The sequence below is a fragment of the Sphingobium abikonense NBRC 16140 genome (assembly GCF_001598335.1).
GTDB classification, from domain to species: Bacteria; Pseudomonadota; Alphaproteobacteria; order Sphingomonadales; family Sphingomonadaceae; genus Sphingobium; species Sphingobium abikonense.
In genome coordinates this window covers 65,023-83,703 of sequence record NZ_BCYT01000006.1, presented here as the reverse complement: position 1 = coordinate 83,703, position 18,681 = coordinate 65,023, and the positions used below count along the sequence as shown (strand labels likewise).

The 18,681-nt window shown below is 65.0% G+C and carries 14 protein-coding genes; 8 read left to right on the top strand and 6 right to left on the bottom strand.

The window, feature by feature from the left end; all coding sequences use genetic code 11:
- Positions 1–12: 12 nt before the first annotated feature.
- Entirely contained in the window at positions 13–1,608 is a 1,596-nt protein-coding gene (locus SAB01S_RS09060) for a M28 family metallopeptidase (RefSeq protein ID WP_062732718.1), read from the bottom strand.
- A 116-nt stretch (positions 1,609–1,724) separates the two neighbouring features.
- Between SAB01S_RS09060 and SAB01S_RS09055 the strand changes: the two genes are divergently transcribed.
- Both SAB01S_RS09055 and SAB01S_RS09050 read left to right on the top strand, forming a co-directional pair.
- Positions 1,725–2,468 (top strand): head GIN domain-containing protein, encoded by a 744-nt coding sequence (locus SAB01S_RS09055; protein ID WP_062732717.1) that lies wholly within the window; start codon positions 1,725–1,727, stop codon positions 2,466–2,468.
- Positions 2,420–3,142 (top strand): head GIN domain-containing protein, encoded by a 723-nt coding sequence (locus SAB01S_RS09050; protein ID WP_062732716.1) that lies wholly within the window; start codon positions 2,420–2,422, stop codon positions 3,140–3,142. Before SAB01S_RS09055 ends, SAB01S_RS09050 begins: the two co-directional genes overlap by 49 nt.
- A gap of 47 nt (positions 3,143–3,189) precedes the next feature.
- On the opposite strand, the gene alaS is transcribed toward SAB01S_RS09050, so the two are convergent.
- Positions 3,190–5,844 carry an alanine--tRNA ligase gene (alaS, locus tag SAB01S_RS09045; RefSeq protein ID WP_062732715.1) on the bottom strand — a complete coding sequence of 885 codons (2,655 nt, stop codon included), beginning with the start codon at positions 5,842–5,844 and terminating at the stop codon, positions 3,190–3,192.
- 158 nt (positions 5,845–6,002) lie between these two features.
- Here alaS and SAB01S_RS18075 point away from each other — a divergent pair, with 158 nt between their 5' ends.
- Positions 6,003–7,049 (top strand): glycosyltransferase family 61 protein, encoded by a 1,047-nt coding sequence (locus SAB01S_RS18075; protein WP_169802556.1) that lies wholly within the window; start codon positions 6,003–6,005, stop codon positions 7,047–7,049.
- 37 nt (positions 7,050–7,086) lie between these two features.
- Here the strand turns inward: SAB01S_RS18075 and SAB01S_RS09030 are convergent, their stop codons facing one another.
- The 3 genes from SAB01S_RS09030 to SAB01S_RS09020 form a co-directional block, all read right to left on the bottom strand.
- Complete coding sequence (locus SAB01S_RS09030) at positions 7,087–8,346, bottom strand: M24 family metallopeptidase (RefSeq protein WP_062732712.1); 1,260 nt, start codon at positions 8,344–8,346, stop codon at positions 7,087–7,089.
- Positions 8,333–8,959, bottom strand: coding sequence for a glutathione S-transferase family protein (locus tag SAB01S_RS09025; protein ID WP_062732711.1), 627 nt, complete (start codon positions 8,957–8,959; stop codon positions 8,333–8,335). The genes SAB01S_RS09030 and SAB01S_RS09025 overlap by 14 nt, the downstream gene beginning before the upstream one ends.
- A gap of 94 nt (positions 8,960–9,053) precedes the next feature.
- Positions 9,054–11,177 (bottom strand): malate synthase G, encoded by a 2,124-nt coding sequence (locus SAB01S_RS09020; RefSeq protein ID WP_062732710.1) that lies wholly within the window; start codon positions 11,175–11,177, stop codon positions 9,054–9,056.
- A gap of 103 nt (positions 11,178–11,280) precedes the next feature.
- Here SAB01S_RS09020 and SAB01S_RS09015 point away from each other — a divergent pair, with 103 nt between their 5' ends.
- Genes SAB01S_RS09015 through SAB01S_RS09005 form a run of 3 tightly spaced genes read left to right on the top strand, consistent with a single transcriptional unit; the run spans position 11,281 to position 15,226 of the window.
- Positions 11,281–12,204, top strand: coding sequence for a LysR family transcriptional regulator (locus SAB01S_RS09015; RefSeq protein WP_062732709.1), 924 nt, complete (start codon positions 11,281–11,283; stop codon positions 12,202–12,204).
- Between the two features lie 10 nt (positions 12,205–12,214).
- The gene (locus SAB01S_RS09010) at positions 12,215–14,488 is read left to right on the top strand and encodes an NADP-dependent malic enzyme (RefSeq protein ID WP_062732708.1); all 2,274 of its coding nucleotides are present in this window, start codon (positions 12,215–12,217) and stop codon (positions 14,486–14,488) included.
- A 39-nt stretch (positions 14,489–14,527) separates the two neighbouring features.
- Positions 14,528–15,226: a L,D-transpeptidase family protein gene (locus tag SAB01S_RS09005; RefSeq protein ID WP_062732707.1), complete on the top strand. Its 699-nt coding sequence runs from the start codon at positions 14,528–14,530 to the stop codon at positions 15,224–15,226.
- On the opposite strand, the gene SAB01S_RS09000 is transcribed toward SAB01S_RS09005, so the two are convergent.
- Positions 15,223–16,203: an EamA family transporter gene (locus tag SAB01S_RS09000; protein ID WP_439646662.1), complete on the bottom strand. Its 981-nt coding sequence runs from the start codon at positions 16,201–16,203 to the stop codon at positions 15,223–15,225. The genes SAB01S_RS09005 and SAB01S_RS09000 overlap by 4 nt on opposite strands.
- Positions 16,204–16,283: 80 nt before the next feature.
- On the opposite strand from SAB01S_RS09000, the gene SAB01S_RS08995 reads away from it, so the two are divergent.
- Both SAB01S_RS08995 and SAB01S_RS08990 read left to right on the top strand, forming a co-directional pair.
- Entirely contained in the window at positions 16,284–17,480 is a 1,197-nt protein-coding gene (locus SAB01S_RS08995; RefSeq protein ID WP_157078304.1) for an MFS transporter, read from the top strand.
- A 53-nt stretch (positions 17,481–17,533) separates the two neighbouring features.
- Positions 17,534–18,676, top strand: a complete 1,143-nt coding sequence (locus tag SAB01S_RS08990) for an aspartyl/asparaginyl beta-hydroxylase domain-containing protein (protein WP_062732849.1) — start codon at positions 17,534–17,536, stop codon at positions 18,674–18,676.
- Positions 18,677–18,681: the final 5 nt, after the last annotated feature.

Here is an 18,681-nt window from a genome sequence, read left to right as displayed (position 1 = left end):
ACGCGCTGGCCCCTACTGCGCGAACCGCCTGAAGAAGCTGTCGGCATTCCATGTCGGGCGGGCCGGCGCATTGGCCACGCGCAGCGCTACCGCCGTGACATAGGCGTTCAGTTTCGCGGTTTCCGCCGGCATGACGGGCTGGTTCAGGTCATCGAAGGGCGAATGGTAAAGATGGGCGCGCCATGCCTTCTCCACCACGGCCTTGGGCGTGCCAGCCTTGAACCCATATTTGAAGAACAAGGCCGGGATGCCCTGGCGGATGAAGGCATATTGGTCCGACCGGATAAAGACGTTACGATCCGGAAAGGGATCCGGCGTGATGGGCAGATTCATGGCTGCGCCGACGGCCGAAGCATCATCCCCCAGGGAGCTTTGATCATAGCCGATCGGCGTGACGCTGGTCAGCGGAAAGATCGGCAGCGCCATGTCGAAATTGAGGTCAGCGACCATCGCGTCGGCGGGCACGGTCGGCCGGCGGGCGAAATAGCGCGACCCGAGCAGGCCCTTTTCCTCCGCTGTCACGATGGCGAAAAGGATGGAGCGTTTGGGCTTTTGCGGTGCCTGCTGCAAGGCGCGGGCGATTTCCAGCAGGCTGGCAACGCCTGAAGCGTTGTCGAACGCGCCATTGTAGATGGCGTCGCCCTTGACCGGCGTGCCGATGCCATAGCCATCCAGATGCGCGGACAGCACCACATATTCATCGCGCAGCTGGGGGTCGCTCCCTGGCATGACTGCGATCAGGTTGGGCGAGGAGAGGCCCCGCCGCGTCGCCGCCACCCGGGCGCTCAACCGCTGCGCCAAGGGAAAGCCTGCGATCGGGGCGGACGCATCGGCAGCTTTGGCAATAGCTGCAAAATCATGGCCCGATCCCTCGAACACCAATTGCGACCGGGCCGGATCGATCTGCGCGTTCAGGAAGGGTCGATCGCTTTCGCGCAGGGCGGCATCCGCATAATAAAGCGCCGGGGCGCCAGCCAGGTTGACGCGCCGCGCCCAGGGGATTTCGACCTGCCCCGGCGTCACCAGGCTGATCAGCCCGACCGCCCCCTTCGACGCCAGATATTTTGCGCGCTCGGACCGGGCATGGGATTTGAGCGCGCCGGAAATCGTAGAGGGGCCGCCCGACACGACCACCACGATCTTGCCCGCCAAGTCCAGGCCGGCAAAGTCGTCATGCCCCTCGTCGGGCAGATGCAACCCATATCCGGCAAAGACCATTGGTGCGTCGATCTGCTCGGGCACCGGCCCGCCCCCGCCGGAAAAGATGAGGTCCCCGGGCACGGCCAAGGGTGTTTCGCCATTCGGCCCACGCAGGACGGCGCTGCTGCGATCGGATTGAATGACCTGTTCGACAAAGGCGACAGGCTGCTTGTACCCATCGGTCCCCATGGGCTTGAGGCCAAGCGACTGGAATGCGTCGATGACATAGGCCGCCGCCTTGTCATAGCCGGGCGTGCCGGTGCCGCGCCCCTCCATCTCGTCGCTGGCCAACGCCTGCACATGCCTCCACCATCGCGTGCCGTCATCCGGGACGGCATCCTCGGCCGACAGGGCTGGCGTCAGGAGCATGAGCGCCGCGAATGGCAATGTCAGGGCTAGGCGCTTCATGGTCACACTCCGCTTGTCCGAAAGTCTATTGATCATCATGAGCGCCGACGAACAAGAGGCTTGGAACCGCCATCATCTCGTGTATTATTAAAGCAATACACATCAGGAGAATTGCGATGTCCCGCTCCTTCCCCCTTCTGACATTGGCGTTATCGAGCCTGCTTCTTTCCACCAGCGCCTGCTCGCGAACCGATGAGTCGCACACGGCGGAGAGTGGTGCGGCCAAAGCGCAAGACTGGTCCGGCCTGCGCGATTTTACCGCCATCGATGCAACAGGGCCTGACGATGTCAAAGTCACGATCGCTCCAGAATTTTCGGTCCGGGCACAGGGTGATGCGCAGGCGATCGCCGAGCTCGATATCCGGGTGAAGGGCAGCACTCTGCTGATCGGGCGCAAGTCCAGCACGACATGGTCCGGCGCGAAGAGCGCTAATCGCGCCACCATCTATGTGACCATGCCCGCCATCACCGCTGCCGACCTGACAGGCGCGGGCGATCTGGATCTCGACAAGGCGGAAGGCGACAGGCTGACCCTGTCGTTGACGGGCGCGGGCGATTTCCGCATCGGGAGCGTCAGGCTCCAATCCCTGACCACCGACATTACCGGCGCTGGCTCGGTGAAGATCGCGGGCACGGCTGACAAGGCGAAACTTTCCATCACCGGCGCGGGCGACATTGACGGTGAAGCATTGAAGGTCGGGGACGCAGATGTGTCCGTGCTGGGCGCGGGCGACATCGACTTCGCGTCGGACGGCAAAGTTGCTATCAGCATCATGGGTCCGGGTGACGTGACGGTGAAAGGCAAGGCGCAATGTACAAAGACAGGGCTTGGCCCCGGCGAGGCGCGCTGCGCGCCCTGATCCTTGCCGGGCTGGCGGCGGCATCGCCAGCGACGGCGGGAACGCGCGGCTACACCATCACCAGTTTCGACAGCATTCGTGTCGACGCCCCCGTTTCGGTAATCTTGACCACAGGCCAGGGACCGTCCGCCCGTGCCGAGGGCGATCAGGCGCTGCTTGACCGCCTGCACGTCGATGTGTCCGGGCGCCAACTTGTCATCGGCATGGACAGGCTGCGTCCAGGCGAGAAAAGCAGCGGCGCTGCATCGCTGCGCCTGTCGACCGGCATGATCGACCGCGTGATGCTGACCGGTGGCGGGTCCGTGCAGATCGACCGCATGAAAGGGCTGCGGGGCCAGATCGTGCTCGGCGGCAATGGCGACGTCAGCGTCAGCGATGCGCAACTGGACCGGCTGGACCTGCTATTGGCGGGCGGCGGGCGCGCGACGCTGGCGGGCCGCGCCGGCGTCGCGACTATCCATGTGAACGGTCCGGGAGAAGTTGCCGCCCAAGGCTTGCGCGCGCGCCAGGCCGAGATTGGCAATGATGGGCCGGGCAGCGTCGCGCTCACCGCCGATGTTGCTGTCAAGATCGTCGCCAGCGGATCGGGCGACGTCAGGGTCGAGGGCAAGGCCGCCTGCACCGTCGACCATCGCGGCACCGGGCAGGTGCTGTGCGGCGGCGAAAGCTACTAAATCCGGCCGCATCGCCTGGCAGGCTGCTCCGTCCGGCTTCAGCTCTTTCAGGCGGGCACGCTGGCGAGCGCCGCCTTCACCGCGTCCAGCGCCGCCGCCGCCTTGTCGCCATCCGGGCCGCCGCCCTGCGCCATGTCGGGACGACCACCGCCGCCCTTGCCCCCCAGCGCCTCGACGCCGGCGCGCACCAAGTCCACGGCGCTGATCTGGGCTTTCAGGTCATCGGTCACGCCGACGGCGATGCTGGCGCGGCCATCGACCACGGCGAGCACGGCGGACACACCGCTGCCCAGCGTCGCCTTGTTCTGATCGACGATGCCGCGCAATTCCTTGGGGTCGAGCCCTTCGATCACCTGCCCCATAAAGTCGATGCTGCCGACCTTTTCCGGTCCCGCCGCCTGCGCCGCGCTTCCGCCGCCCAGCGCCAGGGCCTTCTTCGCCTCGGCCAGTTCGCGTTCCAGCTTGCGGCTCTGCTCGACCAGCGCGGCGATGCGCGCCGGCACATCTTCCGGCGTCGTCTTGAGCGCGGCGGCCGTCTGGCGCAGCTTGTCATCGCGTTCGACCAGCCACAGGCGCGCGGCTTCGCCGGTCAGCGCCTCGATGCGGCGCACGCCCGAGGACACGGCGCTTTCCGACACGATCTTGAACAGGGCTATGTCACCGGTCGCGCGGACATGGGTGCCGCCGCACAGTTCGACCGAATAATGCGCATCATCGCCCCGACCCATCGACAGGACGCGCACCTCGTCCCCATATTTTTCGCCGAACAGCGCCATCGCGCCCGCCGCGACCGCATCGTCCGGGGTCATGAGGCGGGTCGTCACCTCCTCATTATGGCGCACCTGCGCGTTCACGTCCGCCTCGATCGCGGCGATCTGCGCATGGGTCATTGCTTCGGGGTGCGAGAAATCGAAGCGCAGGCGATCGGCCGCGACCAAGCTGCCCTTCTGCGTCACATGCGCGCCCAGTTCCTTGCGCAAAGCGGCGTGGAGCAGGTGGGTGGCGCTGTGATTGGCGCGGATACGGTCCCGCCTTTCGACATCGACGCTCAGATGCACGGTGTCGCCGACCTTGATGCTGCCCGCCTCGATCGTCGCATGGTGGGCATGGACACGGCCCAGCGGCTTGGCGGTATCATCGACCAGCGCGACGAAGCCGCCCTGCGTCGTGATCCGGCCCGCGTCGCCCATCTGGCCGCCGCTCTCGCCGTAAAAGGGCGTCTGGTTGGTGACGATCGTGACCGTGTCGCCCGCGCGCGCGCTGTCGAAGTTCACACCGTCCTTGACGATCGCCAGAACTTCGCCCTCGCCCTGCGTGGTGCTGTACCCGATAAATTCGGTATTGCCCGCCTTTTCCGCGATATCGAACCAGATTTCGTCGGAAGCCTTTTCGCCCGATCCCTTCCAGGCGGCCCGGGCGGCGGCCTTCTGTTCGGCCATGGCGGCATCGAACCCGGCGCGGTCGACGGTCAGCCCGCGCGAGCGCAGCGCGTCTTCGGTCAGGTCATAGGGGAAGCCATAAGTGTCATAGAGCTTGAACGCGGTTTCGCCGGCAAGCGTCCCGCCTTCCGCCAAGTCCCCGGTCGCCTCGTCCAGCAATTTGAGGCCGTTTTCCAGCGTCTTGCGAAAGCGGGTTTCCTCACGCAGCAGGGTTTCCTCGATCAGCGGCTGGGCGCGGACGAGTTCGGGATAGGCGCCGCCCATTTCCGATACGAGGCTGGAGACGAGGCGATACATCAGCGGTTCCTTCGCGCCGATGATGTGCGCGTGGCGCATGGCGCGGCGCATGATCCGGCGCAACACATAGCCGCGCCCCTCATTGGCCGGCAGCACGCCGTCGGCAATCAGGAACCCCGTCGAGCGCAGATGGTCGGCAATGACGCGATGGCTGGCCTTATGCTCGCCGTCCGTCGCGGTGCGGCTCAGCGCGCCGCTCTCCGCAATCAGCGCCTTGAACGTGTCTGTGTCATAATTGTCGGTGACGCCCTGCATGACGGCAGCGACCCGCTCCAGCCCCATGCCGGTGTCGATGCTGGGCTTGGGCAGTTCGCCTACGATCTCGTTGGCTTCCTGCTCATATTGCATGAAGACAAGGTTCCAGATTTCGACGAAACGGTCGCCATCTTCCTCCGGCGATCCGGGCGGGCCGCCCCAGATATGATCGCCGTGATCGTAGAAGATTTCCGAGCAGGGGCCACACGGGCCGCTGTCGCCCATGGCCCAGAAATTATCCTTGGTCGCGATGCGGATGATGCGGTGTTCAGGCAGACCGGCGATCTTCTTCCACAGGTCGAACGCCTCATCGTCGGTGTGGTAGACGGTCGCGGTCAGCCTGTCGGCGGGCAGACCCCATTCCTTCGTCAACAAGGTCCAGGCATGGGTGATCGCCTGTTCTTTGAAATAATCGCCGAAGCTGAAATTGCCCAGCATTTCGAAGAATGTATGGTGCCGCGCGGTATAGCCGACATTGTCCAGATCATTATGCTTGCCGCCTGCGCGCACACATTTCTGGCTCGACGTCGCGGTCTGATAGGGGCGGCTTTCTAGACCGGTGAAGACATTCTTGAACGGCACCATCCCGGCGTTGACGAACATCAACGTCGGATCATTATGCGGCACCAGCGGCGCCGATGGAACGATGCTATGCCCATTGCCCCCGAAATAATCGAGGAAGGAGCGGCGAATGTCGTTGGTCGAGGTCATGGGGGCGATTTAAGAGGAAGCGGCCCGCCGCACAAGCGGGGGATTTGATGGCGTCCCCGCGATCGAAATGGGGCCTTCTAAAGGTCAGTGACCTTGTCATTCGACCCGACGCCTGCAATGGCGGTCACACGTTACGCAGAAGGTGGAGTTCAAACAACATGACGGCACGCATTATTGCCGAGTGGAAAAGCGTCCGGAAAAATCAGGCTGTTCCCATGTTGTGGAATGATGGACTGACACCCCTGATCCAACAGCGGCATGCGTACCCGGTTGAAACCCCCGCGGCAACCATTTGGGCGTTTGAGGATGTGCGCGTCATTGGTCCATGCATACCGTTGATATTCGATGGGCTTGAGCCCGACTTGAAAAACGCTCTTTTTCCCGGATATGTCGTCGTAAAATATGAAGACCCTGCTTTCATAAGTCATGTTGCGCCCGCAGCGACCCGGTCGAGGCATATCGATCGGGCTTGGGCGGTCTGGAACTATAACTGCATTATCTACGGGCACTTTCTGTTGGAAGCGGTGTCACGTCTTCTGCTGATCCGATCTGCCCATCGCGATGACCCGTCACTGACCGACATTCCAATTCTGCTTCCTGCAAATGCGCCTGCCTTTGCTCGGCGATGGATCGAACTGCTGCTTCCCGATTTCCGAATAGAATTCAAGGACGCCGATGAGGACATCATCGTTGGGCAGTTGATGGTCCCAAACTGGGGCAAGGGGTATATTTACTCCGATCGCGTCCAGAACGAATTGAACAGCCTTGCCGCTCCGTACCGCACCGAAGGTGGACCCGTCCGGCGCATTTTCGTCGAGCGTCGGGTGCAGTCCTATCGCGTACTGGCCAATGCCGATGCTCTGCGCGACATTGCGTCAGGCTATGGCTTTGAAGCCGTCAGTCCTGAAAAACTGTCGCTGGAGGAGCAGATCGCCTTGTTCGCCGACGCGCGCTATATTGTCGGCGAATTTTCCAGTGCGATGCACAACGCCTTGTTTTCCCCCGCAGGATGCCGGATCATGGCGTTGAACTACATCACCGAATGCCAGTCCCGTATCGGCAATTTTCGGCAGCAGAGTGTCGGATATATCCTGCCGGCGGAGGGTCCCATCAACTACGACCCCAATATTCCGGGCGAACGGCATTTCACCATCGATCCGGCGCTGTTTGAAAAGAAGCTGAAACTCATGCTCGGCATCGCGTGAACGACGCTAATGGCTGCGTTCCTAGCGGACGACGGCTTTAACCAATCGGCTGCTCGATCGTCATGGGTGGTTTTGAGAACCAGGCGGGGCCCTGCACGGTCATGTGGAAACAGTCCTCCATGCGGATGCCCATGGTGCCGGGGAGATAGAGGCCCGGTTCGTTGGAAAAGCACATGCCGACGTCCAGCTTTGTCGTTTCGCCATGGACGAGGTTGACTGGCTCATGCCCTTCCATACCGATGCCGTGGCCGGTGCGATGGGACAGGCCCGGAAGCGCATAGCCGGGGCCATAGCCCTGCGTCTCATACCAGCCGCGCACCGCGTCATCGACCGCGCCAGCGGGTGCGCCCAACCGGGCCGTGGCGAAAGCGATCTTCTGACCCTGCGCCACATCGTTCCAGACTTTGCGTTGCTGCGCTGTCGGAGTGGCGTCATGAACCCAGCTGCGGCTGATATCGGACTGATAATCCTCGACGGTGCAGCCGCAATCCATCAGCACCACGTCGCCCGCGCGCACCGCCTGCGGCTTGCCCGAGCCATGGGGATAGGCGGCCGCCTCGCCCAGCAGGACGAGGTTGAATTCGACCTTTCCGCCCAGTTGCTTCGTCGCCGCAGTCATGAGCGCACCGATATCCGCTGGCGTCATGCCCGCGCGCACTTGCGGATAGGTCCAGCGATAGGCGGCCATGGTGACATCGGCCGCCTTTTGCATCAGGGCGATTTCGGCGGCGGTCTTGCGCATGCGCAGCGCCCGGGTGACGGGGTCCTTCACCAGCGTGGCGGCGGGCATGGCATCCTTCAAACCGTCGACCGCGAAGTAGCGCACGCTTTCCTCGATCCCAATGCGCCCCTTGGCGAATCCCTTCGCCGACAGGAAGTCGGCAATGGGCGCACAGGGGCTTTCATGCTCCTGCCAGACGCGGACCTCGGCAGGGATGGAGAGCGATTCGTCGATCGAGGGTTTCTCGAAAAAGGGACAGACGACGAGCGGCGCGCCGCTGGCCGGGATGACCAGCGCGGTAAGCCGCTCGCTGCGATGCCAGCGGATGCCGCTATAATAAATGAGGCTGGCGCCCGGTTCGATCAGCAGCGCGTCGATGCCGTCCCGCTGCATCATCGCCTGCGCACGGGCAAGGCGACCGGCGCGCTCCGCCTTTCCGATCGGCCTGATGTCGCCAGTCAGGGACGCGAGCGCCTCTGCCGCTTTTTCCTGCGCGAACAGGCGCGGGCTGACCATGCCGACACCGATGCCGACAGCTGCAAGGCGAAGGACAGCGCGGCGATCAGGCGTAGGCATAGGGGCCACCCGCCGCCAAAGCAGCCTGATAGGCGGGGCGATCGTGCATCTCCTTCAACCAGCGCATGAGATGCGGACGGCTATCATCAAGGCCGCCGCGCGCGCGGGATGCTTCCAGCGGAAAGCTCATCATCATGTCGGCGGCGGTGAAGGCGTCACCAGCGAAATAAGGGCGGCTCGCCAGTTCGGTTTCCAGCCAGTCGAGATGATCGTCGAGCATTTTCTGCACGGTGGGCCTGGCGGGGCGGCCGAGCAGGCCGAGCTTCCCGACCACCAGCAGGGCCAGCAGCGGGGGCATCATCGACCCTTCGGCATAATGCATATATTGGCGATAGCGGATCGCTTTGTCCGCCTCCGCCGGCGCGCCGAAGCGATTGCCCGATCGCGCGACAAGATAGTCCATGATCGCGCCCGTTTCGATCAGGCGGTGACCATCAACCTCCACCACCGGCGACCGGCCGAGCGGGTGAACAGCGCGCAGCGAGGCGGGCGCGCGCATGGTCTTTGCATCGCGTTCATAGCGCCGCACCTCATAGGGCTCGCCCAGTTCCTCCAGCAGCCAGAGGATGCGTTGCGACCGGCTGTTATTGAGATGATGGACGATGATGGTCATGACGGTCCTTCCCGTGCTGCGGAACATGGTGGCTAACGCAGCAGGGGATGGTTGCCAAGGTCGGGCCTATGTCTTGCCCTTCACGATGGTTTTCTCAGGCGTCTTCCAGCAACTGCGCCTTCTTTTTCGCGCGGAAGGCGTGAAGCAGCGGTTCGGTATAGCCGCTGGGCTGATCGACCCCTTCGAACACCAGCGCGCGGGCCGCCTGATAGGCAATGCTTTCCCCTTCCCGACCGTGCATAGGTTGATAGAGCGGATCGCCCGCATTTTGCGCGTCAACTTTCGCCGCCATGCGCATGAAGGCGGCGTCGATCTGCTCCGCCGTGCAGATACCGTGCAGCAGCCAGTTGGCCATATGCTGTGACGAAATGCGCAGCGTCGCCCGATCCTCCATCAGGCCGATGTCGTGAATATCGGGCACCTTGGAACAGCCGATCCCCTGATCGACCCAGCGGACGACATAGCCGAGTATGCCCTGCGCATTATTGTCCAGTTCCTGCGCAATCTCTTGCTCCGAAAAATTGCGACCGACGGCGACGGGGATGGTCAGCAGCGTGTCTAGCGGCGTCACGCTTTCGCGCGCGCGCTCCGCCTGGCGCGCGAAGACGTCGACGCGGTGATAATGGGTGGCGTGCAGCGTCGCGGCGGTGGGCGATGGCACCCAGGCGGTATTGGCGCCGCTCATCGGATGGCCGACCTTCTGGTCCAGCATGTCGGCCATGCGGTCGGGCGCGGCCCACATGCCCTTGCCGATCTGCGCCCGGCCGCTGAGGCCGCAGGCAAGGCCGATCTGGACATTGCGATCCTCATAACCGGTGATCCAGTCGCTCGACTTCATCTCGCCCTTGCGGATCATGGGACCGGCCTGCATCGACGTGTGCATTTCATCGCCGGTGCGATCGAGGAAGCCGGTGTTGATGAAGACGATCCGGTCCTTCACCGCATGGATGCAGGCGGCGAGATTTGCCGATGTGCGGCGTTCCTCATCCATGACGCCGACCTTGATCGTATGGCGCGCCATGCCGAGCATATCCTCGATCGCGTCGAACAGGCTGTTGGTGAAGGCCGCCTCGTCCGGCCCGTGCATCTTTGGCTTGACGATATAGACGCTGCCGGCGCGGCTGTTGGCCCGATCGCTATTCGCGCGGCGGTTGAGGTCGTGCAGCGCGATCAGGCTGGTGACGATGCCGTCGATAATGCCTTCGGGCGCGTCGTCGCCATTGGGCAGACGGACGGCGGGCGTCGTCATCAGATGGCCGACATTGCGGACGAACAGCAGGCTGCGACCCGGCAGCGTGAAGCTGCTGCCGTCCGGCGCTGAGTAGGTGCGGTCGGGGTTGAGCGCGCGGGTCATCATCGCGCCGCCCTTCTCGAACGTGTCCGTGAGGTCGCCGCGCATCAGGCCCAGCCAGTTGGCATAGGCGGCGACCTTGTCCTGCGCGTCGACGGCGGCGACGGAATCTTCCAGATCGCAAATCGCGGTTAGCGCGGATTCGAGGATGACGTCGGCGATGCCGGCCGAGTCGGTCGCGCCGATCGGATGGTCGCGGTCGAAAACGACCTCGATATGCAGGCCATTATGACCGAACAGCTTGCCCTTTTCGCTGGCGCCGATGAACTGGGCGGGATCGCGCAGGACGATGTCGGCGCTGGTCAGGTCGGCCCAGCGACCGCTGGCGAGCGGGACGGCATCATCGAGGAACGCCTTGGCCCAGCCGATGACCTGCGCGCCGCGTGCGGCGTCATAGCCCTTGCCGGCAGGCGCGCCCGCAATGGCGTCCGTGCCGTAGAGCGCGTCATAGAGACTGCCCCAGCGCGCATTGGCGGCGTTGAGCAGGAAACGGGCGTTGAGGATCGGCACGACCAGCTGCGGCCCGGCAAGGCGGGCGACTTCGTCATCGACATTCTGGCTGCCGATCGTGAAGGGCGCGGGTTCCGGCACCAGATAACCGATGTCGCGCAGAAAGGCCTGATAGGCGTCCGCGTCATGGGGCTGACCCCGGCGCTGTTCGTGCCAGCTGTCGATCTGCGCCTGCAAGAAGTCGCGCTTGCGCAGCAGAGCGGCATTCTCTGGCGCGAAGCGGGCGAGGATGTCCGCTGTCCCCGCCCAGAAGGCCTGCGGGTCGACCCCGGTGCCGGGCAATGCGCGGGTTTCGATGAAGTCGGCGAGCGACGGCGCGACCATCAGGCCGGATTTGTCGATCATGCGGTCGGTCATGGATCTTCTCTCAACATCACTATGTCGCCCAACCCCTAGCCTATCGCAATTATGCCGTGTAGACGCTATTATGCGAACATAGTCATTCCTGCGGTGAAATAATATGATGGACCCCGACCATGACCTGTTCGTGACCGTCGTCGATGAAGGCGGGCTGGCCGCGGCCGGGCGGCGGCTGCATATCTCCCCGGCGATGGTGTCGAAACGCTTGGCGCGGCTGGAGGAGAGGCTTGGCGCGAAACTGCTTCACCGCACGACCCGGCGCATGGCGCTGACCCCGGCGGGCGAGCGGCTGCATGCCGACCTGCGGGGCATATTGGCGGCGCTGGATGAAGCGGAACGGCGAGTTTCGGGGCAGTCGGCGATGGTGAGCGGTCCGCTGCGCGTGACCGCGCCCACCTCCTTCGGACGCATGCATCTGGCGCCCTATCTTCAGGATTTCCTCGACGCCTATCCGAAGGTCGCGCTGACCATCGATCTGTCGGACGCCCTTGTCGACCTGATCGACGGGCGGGCGGACCTGGCGCTGCGCATCGCCGCCGATCCGGGGCGCGGCCTGTCGGCAACGCGGCTCGCCACCAACCGCCGCATCCTGTGCGCCGCGCCGGGCTATCTCGATCGTCAGGGCGTGCCGGACACGATCGCGGCGCTCAAAACGCACAGATTGCTCGCCGCCGACGGGCAGATGCCCTGGCGGCTGATCGGCCCCAAGGGACCTGTCAGCATCGACGGGCAAAGCCATGTGCGCACCAACAGCAGCGAACTGGTGCGCGAATTGACGCTGGCGGGCGGCGGCATCGCGCTGCGATCGCTCTGGGACGTCAGTGACGCCCTGGCATCGGGGCAATTGCGGCAGGTTCTGCCCGCCTTTGCCGGATCGGCCGACGTCGCATTGTTCGCGGTACACCTGCCGCAAAGCCATCCGCCGCGCGCGATCAGCGCCTTCATCGACTTTCTGACCGGGCTCTATGGGCCGGTGCCGCCGTGGGACCGTTCGGCCATTGCCCTAGCGGAACCAAGCCTCTAAGGCCGCGCGCATGGACGACAATACCCGCCGCGCCGCGCTCGACTATCACCGCTATCCGCAACCCGGCAAGCTTCGCATCGAACCGACCAAGCGCATGGTCAACCAGCGCGACCTGGCGCTGGCCTATTCGCCCGGCGTCGCCGCGCCCTGCGTCGAGATCGCCGCCGATCCCGACAAGGCGCTGGACTATACCGCGCGCGGCAATCTGGTCGCGGTCATATCGAACGGCACGGCCGTTTTGGGCCTGGGGTCAATCGGCGCGCTGGCGTCCAAGCCGGTGATGGAGGGCAAGGCCGTCCTCTTCAAAAAATTCGCCGACATCGACGTGTTCGATATCGAGGTCGACACGACCGATCCCGACCAGTTTGTCGAGGCGGTTGCGCTGCTGGAGCCGACATTCGGCGGCATCAACCTGGAAGATATCAAGGCGCCCGAATGTTTCGAGATTGAGCGGCGGCTGAAGGAACGGATGAACATTCCGGTCTTTCACGATGACCAGCATGGCACCGCCATCGTGGTCGCCGCCGCCGTGCGCAACGCGCTGGTGCTGCAGGGCAAGACGCTCGCCGATGCGAAGCTGGTGACGTCTGGCGCGGGCGCGGCGGCGCTGGCCTGCGTCGACCTGCTGGTGTCCATGGGCCTGCCCATTGAAAATGTCACGATGACCGACAAGGACGGGGTCATCCATGCAGGCCGCGAGGGCATGTTGCCCAATATGGCGCGCTATGCCCGCGCCACCAATGCCCGCACCCTGCCTGACGTGCTGCCGGGGGCAAACCTGTTCCTGGGCCTGTCGGCGCCGGGCGTGTTGAAGCCCGAATGGCTGCCGCTGATGGCGCCCAATCCGCTGATCTTCGCGCTCGCCAACCCGGAGCCGGAAATCCGCCCCGAAGCCGCGCGCGAGGTGCGGCCCGACGCGATCATCGCGACCGGCCGGTCGGACTATCCCAATCAGGTCAACAATGTCCTGTGCTTCCCCTATATCTTCCGTGGCGCGCTGGACGTCGGTGCGACGCAGATCAACGAAGCGATGAAGGTCGCCGCCGCCGACGCCATCGCCGCCTTGGCCCGTATGCCAGCGCATGACAGCGTCGCGCAGGCCTATGGCGGGCGCAAGCTGGTGTTCGGCGCGGACTATATCATCCCCACGCCCTTCGATCCGCGCCTGATCGGCGAGATCGCTGTGGCCGTGGCGAAGGCCGCGATGGACAGCGGTGTTGCGAAGAAGACGCTGAACCTCGACGATTACAAGCGCAGCCTGACCCACCAGAACACCAGGTCGGGGCAATTGATGCTGCCCGTGTTCGAAGCCGCGCGCGGCAGCGGCACGCGCATCGCCTATGGCGAGGGTGAGGATGACCGCGTGCTGCGCGCGATCCGCGACGCGCTGGACGAAGGGATCGTGCGCCCGACCATCATCGGCCGCCGCCGCATCCTGGAACAGAAACTGCCCGAACTGGGGCTGAGCTTTGACCTCGATCGCGATGTCGAGGTGATCGACCCGGAAACCGACCATCTGGTCATGGGCGAACTGGTCGAGGCCTATCGCGCCGTCGCCGCGCGCAAGGGCGTGCCGGCGGACGAGATATTGCGCCATGTCTATCGCCGCCCGACCGTCACCGCCGCGATGCTGCTGCGCACCGGGCGGGTCGACGCCGCGCTGGTCGGCGGGCGATCAGAATATTGGGGCCAGGTCGAGCATGTGCTGCGCATCATCGACCGGCTGCCGAGCCACAGCCGGGTCTATGCGCTGTCGGGCCTGATCCTGGACGCTGGCGCGCTGTTCATCACCGACACGCATATGGTGCCCGATCCGACGACCGAGCAAATCGCCGAAATGACGGTCGCGGCTGCCGCAGAGGTCGCGCATTTTGGCCTGAAGCCCCGCGTCGCCCTGTTGTCCCACTCCAATTTCGGGTCGTCGCACACCGACAGCGCGCGCAAAATGCGCCGCGCCTACAAGAAGGTGCGCGACATGGCGCCTGAACTGGCGGTCGACGGCGAAATGCATGCCGACGCAGCGCTGAGCCAGGCGCTGCGCGAAAGGCTGATCCCCGATTCGCGCTTCGAAGGGTCGGCGAACCTGCTGGTCATGCCCAATCTGGACGCGGCCAACATCACGCTGACGGCGCTGTCGGCATCGTCCAGTTCGCCCACGGTCGGCCCGATGCTGATGGGCCTGTCCAAGCCGATCCACGTGCTGACGCCCGGCGTCACGTCGCGCGGCATCCTCAATTTGACGGCCATCGCAGCGGCCGAAGTCGTGCGGGAAGGCCTCACTTAACCTTTGCCTGTTAGGCTGCGCGGCGCAAGGAGATTGCTGATGGCATCATGGTTCAACGCGATGGCGAAAAGCATCGGTCCCAAGCTGGTGATCGTCCTGGGCCTGAGCGGGGCGGCGTGGGGCGCGATGCATGTGCTCGATCGACCGGCGGCACCCAAGGCTGAACCGAGCGCCGCGCAGGCGGCCTCTCCCGCTGCGGAGGCCGCGGCCCGCACCCCGGCCGCCCAACCCATCGAGCGCCGCAGCGACCAGCCGATGGAGATCGACCCGCGCGCGCTGACGGTAAAGCGCGTGCTGGCCATCGACGGGCCGTTTCGGCATGGCGATTATGTCTGGGACGAAAAGGGTGCGCCCGCGACCGGGCCGGTCATCATCACTATCGACCTGAAGGCCGAGACGCTGTCGGTGTTCCGCGATGGCTATGAAATCGGCGCGGCGGTCATCCTCTATGGCGCGACGGACAAGCCCAGTCCGCTGGGCGCCTTCCCGATTACGCAGAAGGACGCGGACCATGTGTCCAACCTGTATGACGCGCCCATGCCCTATGCGCAGCGGCTGACGAGCGACGGCGTCTTCATCCATGGCAGCGATGTCGAATATGGGCGGGGCACCCATGGCTGCATCGGCGTGCCAACGGCCTTTGCCAAGAAACTGTTTGGCGTCACCAAGATTGGCGACATCGCCGTCATCACCAATGGCAAGATGCTGAATGTCGGCAAGGCGAAGGTCGGCGCCTAAAGCGGGGTCGTTTCAATCCTTGGCCTCGGCGCGGCGGTGAGCGCGCTGCCGGCCGAGGCGACCATGATGCTGAGCATCGCGATCCACTGGATCGGCGTCAGCCGCTCGCCCAGCACCACAAAGCCCGCCAGCGCGCCGATCGCGGGCGCCGAACTGAGTAGCAGCCCGAAGGCCGGCGCGGACAGCCGCCGCATCGCGTCCATTTCCAGCGTATAGGGAAAGGCGCTGGACAGGAAGGCGACCGCGAGCGCGACAAGCAGGAGATGCGGCGAATGGACCGCGCTATCGAGCGCGCCCGCCGCGACCGGACTGATGATGAACGCCGCGACCAGCATCCCCCAGGCGACGGCGTCGCCGCCAATCCCGGCGGACACGCGCTTGCCGGCCAATATGTAGAGCGCCCAGCACAAGGCGGCGCCACAGGCGAAGGCGACGCCTATGGGATCAAGCCGTGCGTCGGCGCGAATGGGGAGCAGGATCAGCAGGCCCGCCACCGCAGCGGCCAGCCACACGAAGTCGCGTGGACGGCGCGATCCGAACAGCACGATGGCGAGCGGCCCCGTCACCTCGATGGCGATGGCGGTGCCGAGCGGGATGCGCGCGAATGCCTGATAGATGGACATGTTCATGAGCGCGAGCGTCGCGCCATAGGCGAGCAGCGGCCAGCGCAGGCCATGCGGCACCGCCCGCCGCCAGGGTCGGCGAAAGGACAGGAGTAAAAGCGCCGCCAGAACGATCCGCAGCCCCGCGACGCCCGGCGCGCCGACCAGCGGAAACAGCGTCTTGGCGAAGGCCGCGCCCAAATTCATCGACGTGAGCGATAGCATCACCGCCCCGGTGCCGATCAGCGCATCGTGCGCGCCCTGTGCTTGGTTGCTGCTCATCTGGCGGGCGCTATAGCCGATACCGCCGACCACGCCATGCCCCTGATCGTCGCGCGGTTGCGTCTTTTGCGCCGGCGAGTGCAAGAAAGTCATACGAATGCGGCATTGACCCGCGCTGTCATCGCGCCCATTTGCGACGCTTCTGTATATTGCACTGCAACATGGAGCCTCCCATGAGCGCCCAAATTCATCAAGCGCGTCCCGCGCTCGTCCTGTTCGCGCTTTCGGTCGGCGCCTTCGCCATCGGCACGACCGAATTTGCGGCGATGAGCCTTCTGCCCTTCTTTGCGCGCGACCTGGGCATCGATGCGCCGACTGCGGGCCATGCGATCAGCGCCTATGCGCTGGGCGTAGTCGCCGGCGCGCCGGTGATCGCTGCCTTTGGCGCGCGTCTGCCGCGCCGCACGCTGCTGATCGGCCTGATGGCGATGTTCGCGCTGGCCAATGGCTTGTCGGCGCTTTCGCCCAGCTACCACTGGATGCTGCTGTTCCGCTTCCTGTCGGGTGTCCCGCACGGGGCCTATTTCGGCGTCGCCGCGCTGGTGGCCGCAAGCCTGGTGCCGATCGAGAAGCGGGCGCAGGCGATTGCGCGCATGTTCGCGGGCCTGACGGTCGCGACGATCATCGGCGTGCCGGTGGCCAACTGGATGGGTCAGGCGCTTGGCTGGCGCTGGGGTTTCGGCGTCGTCGCGGTGCTGGCGATCGCCACCGTGACGCTGGTGGCCATCCATGCCCCGCGCGACAAGGGCGACCCCAAGGCCAGCCCGATGCGCGAGCTGACCGCGTTGCAGCGGCCGCAGGTTTGGCTGACGCTGCTGACCGGCGCGATCGGCTTTGGCGGGCTGTTTGCGGTCTATACCTATGTCGCATCGACCATGATCGAAGTGACGCATGTGTCGGAAGCCTATGTGCCGCTGGTGCTCTCCATCTTTGGCGTGGGGATGACATTGGGCAATCTGGCATCGGCCTGGCTGGCGGATCGCGCGCTTAACCGGACCGTCATCGGCATCATGCTGTGGAGCGCGGCGTCGCTGGCGCTGTTCCCGCTGATGGCGGGCAATGTCTGGACGCTGGGCCTCGTCATCTTCATGATCGGCCTGGGCGGCGGCCTTGGCACACCGTTGCAGGCGCGGCTGATGGATGTGGCGGGCGATGCGCAGACGCTGGCCGCCGCGCTGCACCACAGCGCCTTCAACATCGCCAATGCGCTTGGTCCCTGGCTGGGCGGCCTGTCGATCGCGGCGGGCCACGGGCTGGTGTCGACCGGCTGGATCGGCAGCGGCCTGGCGCTGGGCGGACTGGCAGTGTTTCTGATCGCAATCACGATTCAGCACCGGACGCCTCCCATGATCGCAGCGCCGGCCGAATAAAGCCGCTTTCGCAGGCTCCCCACCCCGTCTAGACAGGCGCGATGACGGACGCGATGACAGGCGGGGAACGGGAACGGGCGCTGGCGGACGCCGCTGTGGCGGCGCTGCGGCAGGGCGATGCGCAGCGCGCCCTGGCAAGCTTGCGAGAAATGCAGGATCCGCCGCCTATGCTGCTGGCGCAGGCCTGCAATCGCAGCGGCGACCTGGATGGCGAGGCGGCGGCGCTGCGACGCATTCTAGACCAGGACATCCGCAATCTGCCCGCGATGCTGGCCATGGCCCAGAATGCCGATCGCCGGGGCGACGCGCGCGGCGCGACCAGCTGGTATCGGTCCGCGCTGGCCCAAGCCACGGCCACAGGCGCGCCACCGCAGCTGCAGCCATTGTTGCAGAAAGCGCAGGATTATGTGGCGCGGTCGAGCCGGACTTTCGAAGAGCATCTGATGGATGCGATCGGGGGGCTGCCGCGCCTGCCCCGCATCCAATTGGCGACCGACCTGCTGCTGGGCAAACAAAGCCTGTTCCTGCAACAGCCCAGCATGTTCTATTTCCCCGGACTGCCGCAGCGCGCTTTCTATGAGCGGTCGGAGTTCGACTGGGTCACCCCGATGGAGGCGATGACAGACGCCATCGTCGCAGAACTGGAGCAGGTCCGCGCGCAGGAGGACGCCGCTTTCGCGCCCTATGTCCAGACGTCGCCGCTGCGCCCAGCGCCCAACAACCCCTTGCGCGACGATGATCGCTGGGGCGCGCTCTATTTCTGGCTGAATGGCGAGCAGGTCGCCGCCAATGCGGACCGCTGCCCGGCGGTGATGGCTGCCCTCGCGCTGGCGCCCATTCCCGTCATCGCCGGCCGATCGCCGATGGCGCTATGGTCGCTGCTGAAACCCGGCACGCACATCCAGCCGCACCACGGGCTGCTCAACACCCGCCTCATCTGCCACCTGCCGCTGCTGACGCCGGACGGATGCGCGCTGCGAGTCGGCGCAGAGACACGATCATGGCGCAGGGGCGAAATGCTGTTGTTCGACGACAGTGTCGAACATGAAGCGTGGAACCGCAGCACCGATACGCGGGTCGTGCTGCTGTTCGAGATATGGCGGCCGGAAATCGAGGCGGAGGAGCGCGAGGCGCTGACCCAGCTATTCCAGGCGATCGACCGGTTCAGCCCGGCGCAGGTCGACACCGGCGGCTGACAGGA